The 12,856-nt window shown below is 68.1% G+C and carries 11 protein-coding genes; 6 read left to right on the top strand and 5 right to left on the bottom strand.

Annotated features, from left to right (window positions below):
• The first annotated feature begins 31 nt into the window (after positions 1 to 31).
• The 5 genes from AC1RVW_RS00940 to AC1RVW_RS00920 all read left to right on the top strand — a co-directional run bounded on the left by AC1RVW_RS00940 (position 32) and on the right by AC1RVW_RS00920 (position 3,135).
• Positions 32 to 1,003, top strand: coding sequence for an ABC transporter substrate-binding protein (locus AC1RVW_RS00940; RefSeq protein ID WP_106934554.1), 972 nt, complete (start codon positions 32 to 34; stop codon positions 1,001 to 1,003).
• Positions 1,004 to 1,121: 118 nt separating this feature from the next.
• Complete coding sequence (gene mgrA / locus AC1RVW_RS00935; RefSeq protein ID WP_106934553.1) at positions 1,122 to 2,162, top strand: L-glyceraldehyde 3-phosphate reductase; 1,041 nt, start codon at positions 1,122 to 1,124, stop codon at positions 2,160 to 2,162.
• A gap of 112 nt (positions 2,163 to 2,274) precedes the next feature.
• Positions 2,275 to 2,472, top strand: coding sequence for a hypothetical protein (locus AC1RVW_RS00930; protein WP_493197467.1), 198 nt, complete (start codon positions 2,275 to 2,277; stop codon positions 2,470 to 2,472).
• Positions 2,473 to 2,581: 109 nt separating this feature from the next.
• Positions 2,582 to 2,734: a hypothetical protein gene (locus tag AC1RVW_RS00925; protein WP_159053605.1), complete on the top strand. Its 153-nt coding sequence runs from the start codon at positions 2,582 to 2,584 to the stop codon at positions 2,732 to 2,734.
• 140 nt (positions 2,735 to 2,874) lie between these two features.
• A complete protein-coding gene (locus AC1RVW_RS00920; RefSeq protein ID WP_493197465.1) occupies positions 2,875 to 3,135 on the top strand; it encodes a DUF1488 family protein in 261 nt (86 codons plus the stop codon).
• A 32-nt stretch (positions 3,136 to 3,167) separates the two neighbouring features.
• Here AC1RVW_RS00920 and lhpI read toward each other — a convergent pair whose 3' ends face one another.
• The 3 genes from lhpI to AC1RVW_RS00905 are packed head-to-tail and all read right to left on the bottom strand — an operon-like array spanning position 3,168 to position 9,115.
• Positions 3,168 to 4,112: a bifunctional Delta(1)-pyrroline-2-carboxylate/Delta(1)-piperideine-2-carboxylate reductase gene (gene lhpI / locus AC1RVW_RS00915; protein WP_493197463.1), complete on the bottom strand. Its 945-nt coding sequence runs from the start codon at positions 4,110 to 4,112 to the stop codon at positions 3,168 to 3,170.
• Between the two features lie 40 nt (positions 4,113 to 4,152).
• Entirely contained in the window at positions 4,153 to 7,620 is a 3,468-nt protein-coding gene (locus AC1RVW_RS00910; protein WP_493197461.1) for a molybdopterin-dependent oxidoreductase, read from the bottom strand.
• Between the two features lie 16 nt (positions 7,621 to 7,636).
• Positions 7,637 to 9,115, bottom strand: coding sequence for a short-chain fatty acid transporter (locus AC1RVW_RS00905; protein WP_493197459.1), 1,479 nt, complete (start codon positions 9,113 to 9,115; stop codon positions 7,637 to 7,639).
• Positions 9,116 to 9,251: 136 nt separating this feature from the next.
• Between AC1RVW_RS00905 and AC1RVW_RS00900 the strand changes: the two genes are divergently transcribed.
• On the top strand, positions 9,252 to 10,193 hold the full coding sequence (locus AC1RVW_RS00900; RefSeq protein ID WP_493197457.1) for a LysR family transcriptional regulator: 942 nt from the start codon (positions 9,252 to 9,254) through the stop codon (positions 10,191 to 10,193).
• A gap of 193 nt (positions 10,194 to 10,386) precedes the next feature.
• On the opposite strand, the gene AC1RVW_RS00895 is transcribed toward AC1RVW_RS00900, so the two are convergent.
• Entirely contained in the window at positions 10,387 to 12,036 is a 1,650-nt protein-coding gene (locus tag AC1RVW_RS00895) for an ankyrin repeat domain-containing protein (RefSeq protein ID WP_493197455.1), read from the bottom strand.
• A 153-nt stretch (positions 12,037 to 12,189) separates the two neighbouring features.
• Positions 12,190 to 12,711 (bottom strand): response regulator transcription factor, encoded by a 522-nt coding sequence (locus tag AC1RVW_RS00890; protein WP_285410409.1) that lies wholly within the window; start codon positions 12,709 to 12,711, stop codon positions 12,190 to 12,192.
• Positions 12,712 to 12,856: the final 145 nt, after the last annotated feature.

Genomic DNA, 12,856 nt, shown 5'->3' with positions numbered 1-12,856 from the left:
CACCTTTTTCTTTCCTTCTTGCGAGTTTTCGATGACCGACCAGTCAGGCCGCCGCAGGTTGCTGCGCGGCGCCATTGCCGCGGCGGGCGCCAGCGCCTTGCCACTTTTCTCCATTGCCCAGGGCAGCGGCCAGGTGCTTCGCCTGGGCTACATCGGCCCGGGCAAGAAGCCCGCGAATGCCACCGGCTGGGCATTGCGCCAGGGCCATCTGCAGCGCGAACTCGCGGCACTGGGCTTCACCGACGTGACCACGCGCAACTTTCCGAACGGGCCCGATCTCAACGAGGCCTTCATCGCGGGAGCGCTCGATGTGGGCATCTACGGCGACACGCCCGCCATCGTGGCGCGATCGCGCGGGCTGGAGAGCCAGCTCATCGGCTTCGACGCAGTCGGCATGAACGTGTGGCTGCTCACGCCGCGCAACGGCGTGCGCAGCGTGAAGGAACTCGATGGCAAGTCCATCGGCGTGGCGCGCGGCTCCTACATGCACCGCTATGTGCTGGGCCTGCTCAAGGAACACGGGCTGCAGAAGTCTGTCAAGGTGATCCACATGTTCCCGCGCGACGGCGAGGCGGCGCTCGACCAGGGCTCCATCGCGGCATTCGCGGCGCAGATCGACGTGGGGCCGCTGCTGGCCTCGCGCGGCTATCCGGTGATCGACGAGGCCGAGCAGCATCCGACCCTGCGCGGCACGTCGGTGATCGTGGCCTCCAGCAAGCTGCTTGCCGCCGCGCCGGGCGTGCCCGCCGCATGGACCCGCGCACGCCGCACCGCGCTGCAGGAGATCCGGCGCGACAGCGCGGCCTATTACGCCTTTCATGCCGAGGTCAGCGGCTTCCCGCTGGACGTCGTCAGGGTCTCGCATCCGCTGTCGCAGTTTCCCGAGGCCGCGTACCCGGCCGAAGGACTGGCGCTGCTCGACGAGGTCAAGAAATTCCTGCTGGCCGAGAACCTCGTGAGCCGCGACTTCGCACTCGCGCAGTGGCGCGCGCCCGAGGCCTGAGCCGGCAGATCGGGCAAACCGCCTACCGGCACGAAGGCGCCCGCCGCAGTATCGTTGCGCGGTGCGCCTCCCTGAGGGCGCGCCCGTCTTCATCGTTCATCCATCGCGTGGAATCCCCATGACCTACCTCGCCGCTCCCCATCGCTATGACGCGCTTCCCTACCGCCGCGTCGGCCGCAGCGGGCTCGTGCTGCCCGCCATCTCGCTCGGTCTCTGGCACAACTTCGGAGACACCACCTCCATCGCCACGCAGCGCCAGCTGCTGCGCACCGCCTTCGACCTGGGCATCAACCACTTCGACCTGGCCAACAACTACGGCCCGCCCTACGGCAGCGCGGAGACCAACTTCGGCCGCATCCTGCGCGAAGATTTCAAGCACTACCGCGACGAACTCATCATCTCCAGCAAGGCCGGCTGGGACATGTGGCCCGGCCCCTACGGCAAGGGCGGCGGATCGCGCAAATACGTGCTCGCCAGCCTCGACCAGAGCCTGCAGCGCCTCGGCCTGGACTACGTCGACATCTTCTATTCGCATCGCTTCGACCCCGACACGCCATTGGAAGAAACCGCCTCCGCGCTGGCCCAGGCCGTGCAGCAGGGCAAGGCGCTGTACATCGGCATTTCTTCGTACTCCGCGGGCAAGACGCGCGAGATCGCGGCACTGCTGCGCGAATGGAAGGTGCCGCTGCTGATCCATCAGCCGGCCTACAACCTGTTCAACCGCTGGATCGAGAAAGACCTGCTGAACGCCACCGACGAACTGGGCGCGGGCGTCATCGCATTCACGCCGCTGGCACAGGGCCTGCTGACCGACAAATACCTCAACGGCATTCCGGACGATGCGCGCATCAACCGCCCGGGCGGCGGCTCGCTCAAGCAGGAGCACCTGTCGCAGGCCAACGTCGAGCGTGCGCGCGCGCTCAACGAGATCGCCAGGCGCCGCGGCCAGAGCCTGGCCCAGCTCGCATTGACATGGACCCTGCGCGACCCGCGCGTGAGCTCGGCGCTGATCGGCGCGAGCCGGCCCGAGCAGATCGTCGACAACGTGGCGGCGCTCGCTCACGCACCGCTGAGCGCCGATGAACTGGCCGAGATCGACAAGTACGCGGTGGAGGGCGGTGTGAACCTCTGGGAAAAGCCGTCGACGGATTTCGCCTGAGGCGGGGTCGTCTCCAATCGAGGACCGCATCAGGAAACTTGGAATCCGTCTTTGGCAAAAGCCGGTGCGCTTTGCAGAATCGAACCCAGGCTCTCATTCGATTCCTTGCCCCATGCAATTGCGCACCCACCATGTTTCCCCGGCCGCCCAGGCGCGGCGTGTTCTCGACCTGACGGCCAAGGCCTGGCGCATTCCCGCGATCTCGCCGCACGCCCTGGCGCGGCGCGCTCCGCACGGCTATTTGCCTGTGCGCGCCATGCGCCGGCTGCAGGCGGCCGCGGTGCTGGCGCTGTTGCCGCACTCTTGGTGAGTTCTTCGCGCTTGCCTACCGCAAGGGCCGGCAAGCGCCTACAGGCATGGACCCCTCGCGGCGTTGAATGCATGGGCAGTCAACATCGTCTGCGCCACAGGAAACCGCCATGTCCAACCAGACAGACCAAGACAAGAAGCCCGCCCAGCAGCCCCAAAAGCAGCAGGACCAGACCCAGCCGGGCAAGCAACAGCAGCAAGGGCAGCCGCAGCACAAGCCCGAACAGCACAAGACCAACCCGAACCAGCACGGCAAGGCCTGAGCGCCGCCGGCCTCGCCGAAACCGGCACTTCGGAGCGCTACCGCACAGACCGGAGGCCGCGTACCTGCCACAGTGCGCCACGCCTCGGCTTGCTCCGGCAGCCCTTGCGCCATGACTGCCCGCAAGAAAGGCCCCCCAAGATGTCCGACGCTCCCTACTTCCATGATGCCTCCGGCACCGTCCGCTTCTGGGTGGGGGTGGAAGGCGGCAACCACGTCAGCGCGAGCATCGGCCGGGAGGCGCTGCGCTACCACTTCCGCGCCGCGGAGGGCGCCGATTCGCTTGAGACCTTCGGACGGCATGTGCCGGAGATAGAAGCGGCAGTGCGCCGGCGGCTGGCCCAGGGCGCGATGGAGCCTGTGATGCTGCGCGAGCACGACATGCGCGTCGCCGAGGGCTGAACAGGCCCTGGAGCGATGCGACGCCGGGTGCCTCAGTTCGAATCGGAAGCTTCGTAGATCAGCACCGCGGCAGCCAAGTCTTCCAGCGCGGTACCGACAGCCTTGAAGACCGTCCGCCCGTCGCCCTCGGCTCGCCCCTGAATCCTGCCCGCGGCAAGATCGGCCAGTTCCCCCGCCACATCCGCGGCGGTGAACACGCCGCGCGACATGGGCCCGAGCAGTTCGCCGCTCTTCTGCAACGCTTCCTGCGTATCGACAAACAGGCGTGCACCGGCAAAGCAGGCATCGTCGGCCTCACGCATTTGCGGCGTGAAGCTGCCGATCAGGTCGAGGTGGCTGCGCTTCCGCAGCCACGCACCCTGCACCAGCGGCTGCGTGGCAAGCGTGGCACAGCTCACGACGTCGACTTCGTTCACCGCCTTGGCCAGGTCAGGCGCGACGCTCGCCTCGATGTCCTGCGCGCACAGCCGCGCAGCGAACGCCTTCGCGGCAGATTCGTCGCGGTCCCACACCACGACGCGTTCGATAGGGCGCACGACCCGGTATGCGTCGGGAATGAGACTGCCGACACGCCCGCAGCCCACGACCAGCAGGCTGCGCGCATCGGCGGGTGCGAGATAGGACGCGGCCAGTGCAGATGCCGCGGCGGTGCGCCGTGAAGTGATCTCGTTGCCGTCGATCTGCGCCAGCGGCTGGCCCGTGCTTGCGTCGTACAGCACATAGGTCGAGAACAGTCCGGGCAGGCCGCGCTGTGCGTTGCCCGGGAAGATGGTCACGGTCTTGATGCCCAGGTAGCGGTCGTGCTGCCACGCCGGCATGACCAGCACCGTGCGGGGCGGACCTTCCGCCTCGGCCTGGAGCGAATGCGTGTGCCGCAAAGGCACCTCGCAGCCGGCGACGAACATTTCCCGAAGTGCGGAGATCAGGCGGTCGAAGGGCAGGGCACGGCGGGTGCTTTCCGTATCGATGATTTTCATGAGGTTGCGGATGGAATCGAGTGGATGGAAGTGCCGGCAGTCATGCATCAAGCACAACGTCTTCGAGGGGGACGGCCTGGCAGGTCAGGCACATGGCCGGGTCTTCAGGCTCGCTGCCGTGCAGGTGGCGGACCTTGCCGGCCAGCAGGCGCACGGCACAGCTCTCGCATTGGCCCACGCGGCAGCCGCTGGCCATCCGCAGGCCGAGCGATTCGCCCAATGTCAGCAGCGTGCCCTGCCTGGGTGTCCAGGTCGCGGGGGCATGGCCTGAGCGCGCGAAGCTGACTGTGAAGCGCTGGTCGCCGTCGGTGGGCGGCGCGGCGGGCGAGCGGAATACCTCGCTGAAGATGTCGAAGCGCGGAACGCCCCGCGCCACCAGTCCGGCGGTCACGGCGTCCATCATGGCGGGCGGGCCGCACATGTAGAAGCGGGCGCGCTGTGCGATCAGCGCATCGTCCACCACGCTCGCGTCGATGTAGCGGTCCGACTGGTAGTCGATGCCCTGGCGCTCCTGCGGCAGTGGTGCGTTGTAGTGGTCGACGACCCGCAACTGCGGCAGCCGTGCGCGGTGCCGCGCAATGCGCTCGCAAAAGGCGTGGGTCGTGCCGTTCTGGTTGGCGTAGTAGAGCCAGATGACAGGCCCCTGAGCGCCATCGGGCAACGATTCGAGCAGGCTGATGAAGGGCGTGATGCCGATGCCGCCCGCGAAGAAAACCAGCGGTTGCGGCGAGTGGCGCGGCAGCACGAAGCCGCCTGACGGCGCACGCAGCGCAAGGGTGTCGCCGACCTTCAGCGCGCGATGCAGATGGCTCGACACGCGCCCCTCGTGCGGCGTGCCGTCGGCCGAGCAGCCGCGCTGGTGGCGAACGGCCACGCTGTAGCCGCGCCGGCCAGTCACCTCTGCCGCGCCCGTGAGCGAATAGGCGCGTGCGACTTGCGTGCCGTCGTCCAGATGCAACTGCATTTCGACGTGCTGCCCGGGACGGTAGTCGGGCAGCTCGCCGCCATCGACCGGCTCGAAGTGGATGCCCAGCACACCGTCGGCCTCGCGCCGCAGCTCGCTGATGCGGAAGGGACGGTAGCCGGGCCACTTGCGCTGCCGCGTTTCCGTGGCCGGGTCGCGTTCGATGTCGCAGAGAAAGGAGCGATGCGGCACCGAACCGCTCACCGGGTCGCAGCTGTCGGCGGATATCAGCGCGTTGAAGTTGCTGCCCAGCGCACCCTCGACCGGCAGGCTGTCGCGGTCGAGCTCGGGGCAGCCCTGCCACCAGCCGAATTCGGCCACGATGACGTCGTCCGCCAGCCGGGGCGTGACGCGTGCGACGAAGCGGGCCTCGCCCACGCGCGTGCGGATGCGCACCCAGTCGCCTTCCACGATGCCCTTTGCCGCCGCCAGCGCGGGACTCAGTTCGGCCACCGGATCGGGCGCGCGCTTGCGCAGCGAAGGCAGGCTGCGGTGCTGGCTGTGGCAATAGAAGCCGTTCTTGGCCGAACTCAGCACATAGGGGAAGCGGCCCTGGCGCGTGGCATTCGCGTCGCGCGGCGTGTCGGCCGGTTCGACGAAGGTGGCGACCGGCGGCTGGCCGTGGCGCAGCAGGGTTTCGGAATAGAGCTCGACGCGGCGCGTCGGGGTGTCGAAGCCGCGCACGCCGGTGGGCGTGGCGCGGGCGAACTTCTGCTCGCTCGCGTCGATGGCGCAGGCAATGCCTTCGGGCCGCGCGCGCAACTGGTCGACCGTGAGGCCCAGCGGCTCGAGCATGTGGTTCCAGCCGGCGTCGAGGCTGCCGCCGAAGAAGCCGTCACCCATGCCGAGGCGGGTGGCCAGTTCGAAGACCACGTCGTTGTCCGAGCGCGATTCGCCGCGCGGCGCAACCATGCGCTGGCGCAACTGCACCCAGCCGGCCGCGCGGTCGTCGATCTCGAAGCCGATGCGCAGGCCTTCGCGCTCCCATGGCGTGTTGACCGGCAGCAGGATGTCGGCGTAGCGGGCGGCGGGTGTTTCGAACAAGTCACAGTGCACGTGGAATTCGAGCTGCGAAAGCGCCCGGTGCGCCAGCGCGGTGTCGGCCTGCGACACGGGCAGGTTGGTGCCGAAGGCCATCATCGCGCGCACCTTGTAAGGCTCGCCTTCAAGAATCGCGCGGTAGGTGTCGCGCGCCGTCACCCAGCCTTGAGACGGAGGGCCGATCGGGCGCTCCGCCAGGCCCAGCGCCTTGGCGCGCTGCGCGTCGTGCAGCAGCGAAAGCGAGTTGACGGCGTTGACGCGCGGACCGACACGAACGCGGTTCGCGCCGATTCGGTCGAAGCTGCCGCACAGCGCATACAGCGTGGCGACCGCGCGTTCGGCCTGTGTGGCGTTGGTGTGCTGGCCGATGCCGGTCCAGGCGTGATAGGCCACGCGGCGGCAGGTGCCGAAAAGTTCGGCGACCGCATGCAGTGAAGCTTCGGCAACGCCGGTGATGCGTTCGACATCCTGCGGCGCATAGGCGGCGCAGCCCTGGACCAGCAGCTCGAAAGCCGGAGCGCACGACAGGCGCTGTGCGCCCATGTCGATCTCTACCGCGCCGCGCAGGCGGAAGTGGGCTGCGTCCTGGGCTTGCGCCGCCTGTGCGGTGTCGTAGGGCACGGCGCAGTCCAGCCTGTCGTTCCACGCCACGAAGCGGTCGCCCTCGGCATCGGGCCACAGGTCACGCTCGCGCAGGAAGTGCCCGTTGTCGCCGCGCACCAGCAACGGGCCATTGGTCCACGCGCGCACGAAGTCTTCGTCGAAGCGCGCGTCCGCGATCAGCAGATGGATCAGCCCCAGCGCCAGCGCCGCATCGGTGCCGGGCCGCACGGGCAGCCAGCTGTCGGCCTGCCGCGCGAGCGCCGTGGGGCGCGGATCGATCACCACCATCTTCGCCCCGTTCGCGCGGCCTCGGCCGATGGCATTGGCCTGTGCCAGCCATGTGTTGGCGGGGTTGTGGCCCCACAGCACGATCAGTTCGGCCTGCGCGTAGTCGGCCGCGGGCATGCCGCAGCCGAAGGTGAAGGCGTGCGCGAAGTCCTTGTGCCAGTTGCAGACTTCGGTCGCATAGCAGATGTTGGGGCTGCCGAAGAGGCGCACGAAGCGCTCGATCCAGTCGATGCTGTCCGTCAGCGGCGTGCCGCTGGGCGTGGTCACGGCGAACACCACAGACTCGGCGCCGCTCTCGGCCTTGATGGCGCCCAGGCGCTGCGCGGTCTCGGCCAGCGCCTCGTCCCAGCCGATGCGCACCCAGCCCGGGTCCGCTTCGGTCTTGGGCCCGGTGCGGCGCATCGGGTAGCGCAGGCGGTGCGGACTGTGCACCAGCTCGGGCGCGGCCTTGCCCTTCATGCACATCGCCTGCCCGGTAGGGTGCGAGGGGTCGGGCCGTACCGATACCAGCATGTCGCCGCGCACCTCGTTGAGGGTGCCGCAGCGGGAGCGGCAGAGCGTGCAGTAGCCCTGCCGGGTTTGCGTTGCCGGTGTTGTCGTCGTCACTTGCATCCGGAACCCGACTGGATCAGGGAATCACCGGCGCGACGTAGCTCAGCGTGCGGCCGAAGAACCAGAGCATGAAGAGCACCAAAGGTGCGTGAACCAGCAGCTGCAGGAAAGTGAAGCCCACGATGTCGCGTGCCTTCAGCGAGAGCACGCCCAGCAGCGGCAGCATCCAGAACGGGTTGATCAGGTTGGGCAGCGCCTCGGCCGCGTTGTAGACCTGCACGGCCCAGCCCAGGTGCACCTTCAGGTCGTTGGCCGCCTGCATGACGTAGGGCGCCTCGATGATCCACTTGCCGCCTCCCGAGGGAATGAAGAAGCCCAGCAAGGCGGAATACGCGCCCATCACCACCGCGAAGCTGTCGACGTTGGAGATGCTCACGAACAGGTGCGCGATGCGGTCCGACAGCGTGATGCCTCCGGCGCCCTTGGCGGCGGTCAGCATGGCCGCGATGGCACCGTACAGCGGAAACTGGATGATCACGCCCGCCGTCGACGGCACCGAACGCGACACCGCGTCGAGGAAGCTGCGCGGGCGCCAGTGCAGCAGCAGCCCGATCATGAGGAACAGCAGGTTGTAGGTGTTCAGGCCCGAGATCGCGATCAGCGGGCTCTTGGCCATGAACTCCTGCGCCAGCCAGCCGAAGCCCAGCGCGCACAGCAGCAGCGTGAGCAACGGGCTGCGTTCGAACCACTCGCCGGGGCGGCGCGTGGCGGAATCGGTGACGGCCGGCCTGGCTTCCGTGAGGTCCACGCCCAGGTCCTGCGCCGTGACCGCGTTCTTCGCGTCGGGCGCCGACCACAGCGCGATGGCCACCGACACGACCATCAGCACCAGCGCCATGATGATCGACTGCCACAGGAAGATGGTCTGGCTGAACGGGATCACGCCGGTGATGTCAAGAATGCTCTTGGGCAGACTGCTGGCGTTGGCCTGCAACTGCGCCGCCGACGAACTGAGACCCAACGCCCAGGTCGCACCCATGCCCAGGTAGGCGGCCGCGCCGCCTGCGCGGTAGTCCATGCGCAGGTCGAGGCGGCCGGCCAGCGCACGCACGTAGAGCGCGCTGAAGATCAGCGAAATGCCCCAGTTGAAGAGCGACAGGATCATGCTGATCGCCGCCACGTACGCGATGGCCTGGCGCCCCGACACGGGCAGCGCGGCCAGTTTGCGGATGAGCCGTGCGGCCGGCGGCGAGGTCGCCACCACATAGCCGCCGATGGCCACCAGCGCCATCTGCATCGTGAACACAATGAGGCTCCAGAAGCCGTCGCCGAAGGACTTGGCCACCGCCTGGGGGCTGGACCCGTTCAGCAGAGCGGCGCCCGCGACCACCACCACGGCGATGCCCGCGAACACGAAGGCGTCGGGGAACCAGCGCTCGGCCCAGGCCGTGAAGCGCAGGCCCAGGCGGCTCAACAGCCCCGCATCGGACGGGGCGTCTTGGGGTACGGGAGCGTGAGCGCCGGGGCCGGCGGATGTCTGCGATGTCGATGGCATGGGTTTTTCGTCCTACTGCTGATGGAACGGGAGGCGTCCTCGTCACACGCCTGACATGGCGCGGTGCCCGGATGTTAGGAACTACCATCGACAATTCATAATATCTATTTTCAATAGAGCGATATAGGACGTATCTATGTCGATAACCATCAAGCAGCTGCAGCACTTCGTGGCTGCCGCGCACACGGGCCAGGTGTCCCGGGCGGCCCAGCGCTGCTATGTGAGCCAGCCGTCGTTGACCACTTCGCTCAAGAACCTCGAGTCCAGGCTGAAGGTGCAGCTCTTCACGCGGCACGCGGACGGGCTGCGGCTCACGGTGCAGGGCGAGGGCTTTCTTCGGCACGCGGAGCACATGCTGCACACGCTCGACGCGGCGGTGGAGGAAACGCGCAACTCGGTGTCCTCGGTCGAGGGGCGGGTGCAGATCGCCATTACAGACACGGTGTCCGAATACATGCTGCCGAAGATCATCGGCGCGATGCGCAGGCAACTGCCGCTGGTCGAGTTCGAGCCCGTGGAGCGCAACCGGCTCGAGATCGAGGACGGCCTGCGCAGCGGCGAGTTCGACCTGGCCGTGGTGCTGGTGTCGAACCTCTCTCGCGCATCGGACATCCGGCGCGAGAACCTGCTGAAGTCGCAGCGCCGCCTGTGGACCTCGTTCGACCATCCGCTGGTGGCGCAGAAGTCGGTGCCGCTGCGGGAGATCGCCCAGTTGCCCTTCGTGCTGCTGGACATGGACGAGCACGTGGACACCGTGGGCCGCTACTGGGGCGCGATGAAGCTCAAGCCCAAGGTCGTGTTCCGCACCAAATCGATCGAGGCCGTGCGCAGCCTCGTCGCGCAGAACGTGGGCGTGACCATCCTGTCCGACCTGGTGTTTCGCCCCTGGTCTCACGACGGCGGGCGAATCCGCAGGACGGTGGTGTCGAGCGCGGTGCCCTCGATGGACCTGGGCCTGGCCTACCGGCGCGGAGCCGTTCTTTCAGAGGCCACCTCGGCCTGCGCAAGCACCTTGCGGCTGCTGGCCAAGACCCTGACGAGGGAGTCGCAGCCGCGCATGGACGATGAGCCGCAGTAGATTTCGAGTCCGGCCAGTTCATGCGTTGGGCGACCCGGCGCTCAACAGATATCGATATAGAAATTCAGCGCAAACGGTGCGCGCCATGCCCGGGAGAATCTGCAGCAACAGGAGTTCGAGGTGAGTCGGAGCCGGGTCGTGCTTCCTGCAGCCCGGTGGGCGACTTTGGGCGGGCCCGCGAGGCCCGCTTTTTTTACGCTTGCGATGCGCCCAGCAGATAGTCCGTGACCTCTTCCGAAAACCGATAGCGCTGCGCACCGATCAGCACGCCATCGGTGCCCGCAGGGTCCGGCCTTGCCGCGGGCAGGCCGTGCGCGACCAGCGCTTCGGCGCAGCCGACCCAGTCGCCGCCTTCGACCGGCTCATTGACCGAGGCCCATGACAGCGAACCGCAGGCGTTGTCGTCGAAGCCGTGCCGTTCTTCCCAGCTGGCGCCGTGTTCGAGCAGGAAGCGGGCGAGGGCTGCGTTGCCGCGAAACACGGCGTGGTTGAGGGCCGAGCCGTCCCAGTCGCCGGCGCGCACGGCGACTGGCCAGCCGAGTTCGACCATGAGTTTCACCGCATCGTCGCAGCCTCCCTGGGCCGTGAGCTCGGGCAGCAGCCGCAGCTGGGGTTGCGACAGCATTTCCATGAGCTTCGGGTTGCTGTCCAGCATCTGCCGCGCGGCCGCTCCGTCGGCCCGTGCGCAGGCGGCGACAAAGGCTTCGGTTTCGGGCAGCGCCGATCCGCCGCAGGCCTGCTGCAGCAGCCGCGCAACCTCCGTCAGCCCGAAGCGCAGGGCGACGGTGCAGGCGCTGGTGCCGTCCGGCGTGGTGACTGAAGGATTTGCGCCCGCGGCCAGCAAGGCCGCGATGTGCGCAGGAGAGCGCCGGCGCCGGATGGCCCACAGCAGCGGCGTGCCCCATTCGGACGTGGGCGAACTCCCGGCGGGTTCGTTGGCGTCGCCGCCGTGCGCGAGCAGCAGGCGCAGGGCTTCGAGCGCATCGAGGTCGAGCACGCGATACAGCGCGTTCGTGCCGGTGACGCGCGCCCCGGCCTTCAGCAGAAGCTCGACGCAGGCCGCGTTCTCCAGCGAGTGGTAGAGCGATTCGTTGTCGTTCGGATCGGCGCCGGCCTGCAGCAGCAGCCGGGTGAGTTCGGCATCGCGGTTCTGGCCGGCGGCGCCGTAGAGCGCGGAAAGGCGCTCGCTCTCGTCCGGTGCCTCGAGCGATGCCGGCGGCCAGCGGTTGCCGCACGACTGATTGGCATCGGCGCCGGCTTCGAGCAGGTGCCGGGCGCAGGCCAGCAGGCCGTCGCGACAAGCCGGCAGTGTCAGCAGGCTGGAATGCGCGACCGCGACGAGCGGCGGCAGCTTGAGCGGCCCGCCCGGCCGATGAATCCAGCCCGGGTCTTGCGCCGTCGCGCGGCGCAGCGCGCTTTCGTCGCCGATGGCGCATGCGAGGTAGGGGTCGTCGCCCAGCAGGCCCGGGCTTTCTTCCAGCAGGCGAACGGCGACTGAGGGCCTCGCGCGGTCCGCGCCGCCGGCGATGTCGCCCGCGTACACGCAGCGCAGCCAATGCAGCACCGTCTTCGCGGGATCGTCCGCCTGTGCCCTGCGTGCGAGCACGAAGCCCTGCAGGTCGGCCCAGGAGGCAAAGCCGTATTCGCGCGCCACGCACGACTGCGCGTCATGCAGGCGCAGGCCGAGCGAGGCGATCGCGGCATCGCTCTTGCCGGCGGCGGCCGGCAGTGCGTCGCGGAATCGGGTGGTGGCGCCGGGGTCGTCGGCCCGGTACAGAGCAAGCAGCTCCTTGGCTTGCTTCTTCAGGTGGCCCAGGTCGGGCCGTGCGGGAATGCGCTTCATGAAAACCTCCGTGCATCGGACGCCGAGGACCCGCAATTCCGGCTGCACAAAAGGCTGATGAATGAATCAGCAACACATGGAGGCAAGTGGGTTCAACCCTTCCCGCGGGCCCGGGCGCGGCTTGCAACCGCGGCCCGCATCTTAGCGCGGCGTTCAGGCCCGCAGGCCGACCGGGCCTGCGTCGTTCATCGCCATCGCCGACGGATCGCCGCTGTTCGAGCGCCAGATCAGCAGGCCGTGCTTCATCGCCTCGCGGATCGCCTGCGTGCGCGACTTCACGCCGAGCTTGCGATACATGCTCTTGAGCTGCGCCTCGATGGTGTTGATGGAACGATGCGTGGCTTCGGCGATCTCGCGGTTGCTCCAGCCGCGCGAGATGAGCCACAGCACCTTGAGCTCGCGCGAGGACAGCAGCGCGTTGGCTTCCGCGGGTTGAAAGTGCTGCATGGCCTCGACGTCGGCATCCACGGTCGCCGGTGGTGCCTGCGAGGGGAACGCGATGGGCCTGAGGATCTCGTGCGCCAGCCGCGCCGCCGCCGATGCATCGCCCTGTTCGATGGAACGCAGCAACGACGCGAGTTCCGGCTCGCTGGCTTTCGTGAACAGATGGCACAACGCACTCGCGACCGCCGCTGCGCTGGCGGTGCGCGCATCGGCTTCGTCGGGCTCGGTCACCAGATGGAGTTCCGGTGGCGGCGGCCTGTGTGCGACAACGGTTTCGAAGGAAGGAGAGGGCGGCATCTTGAAGCAAATCGCTTCGATGCAGGCAGTGACCCGGGAGCCGGTTCACGCACCAATCAAAGCGAAACCGATCGTATGA

It is taken from the genome of Variovorax sp. MPBD4-3 (assembly GCF_058809745.1).
This window is presented reverse-complemented; position numbering and strand designations above follow the sequence as displayed.

Bases quoted from the DNA above. Each gene is read 5' to 3' on its own strand.
- AC1RVW_RS00940 (WP_106934554.1), top strand. From the start codon at position 32: ATGACCGACCAGTCAGGCCGCCGCAGGTTGCTGCGCGGCGCCATTGCC.
- mgrA (WP_106934553.1), top strand. From the start codon at position 1,122: ATGACCTACCTCGCCGCTCCCCATCGCTATGACGCGCTTCCCTACCGC.
- AC1RVW_RS00930 (WP_493197467.1), top strand. From the start codon at position 2,275: ATGCAATTGCGCACCCACCATGTTTCCCCGGCCGCCCAGGCGCGGCGT.
- AC1RVW_RS00925 (WP_159053605.1), top strand. From the start codon at position 2,582: ATGTCCAACCAGACAGACCAAGACAAGAAGCCCGCCCAGCAGCCCCAA.
- AC1RVW_RS00920 (WP_493197465.1), top strand. From the start codon at position 2,875: ATGTCCGACGCTCCCTACTTCCATGATGCCTCCGGCACCGTCCGCTTC.
- lhpI (WP_493197463.1), bottom strand. From the start codon at position 4,112: ATGAAAATCATCGATACGGAAAGCACCCGCCGTGCCCTGCCCTTCGAC.
- AC1RVW_RS00910 (WP_493197461.1), bottom strand. From the start codon at position 7,620: ATGCAAGTGACGACGACAACACCGGCAACGCAAACCCGGCAGGGCTAC.
- AC1RVW_RS00905 (WP_493197459.1), bottom strand. From the start codon at position 9,115: ATGCCATCGACATCGCAGACATCCGCCGGCCCCGGCGCTCACGCTCCC.
- AC1RVW_RS00900 (WP_493197457.1), top strand. From the start codon at position 9,252: ATGTCGATAACCATCAAGCAGCTGCAGCACTTCGTGGCTGCCGCGCAC.
- AC1RVW_RS00895 (WP_493197455.1), bottom strand. From the start codon at position 12,036: ATGAAGCGCATTCCCGCACGGCCCGACCTGGGCCACCTGAAGAAGCAA.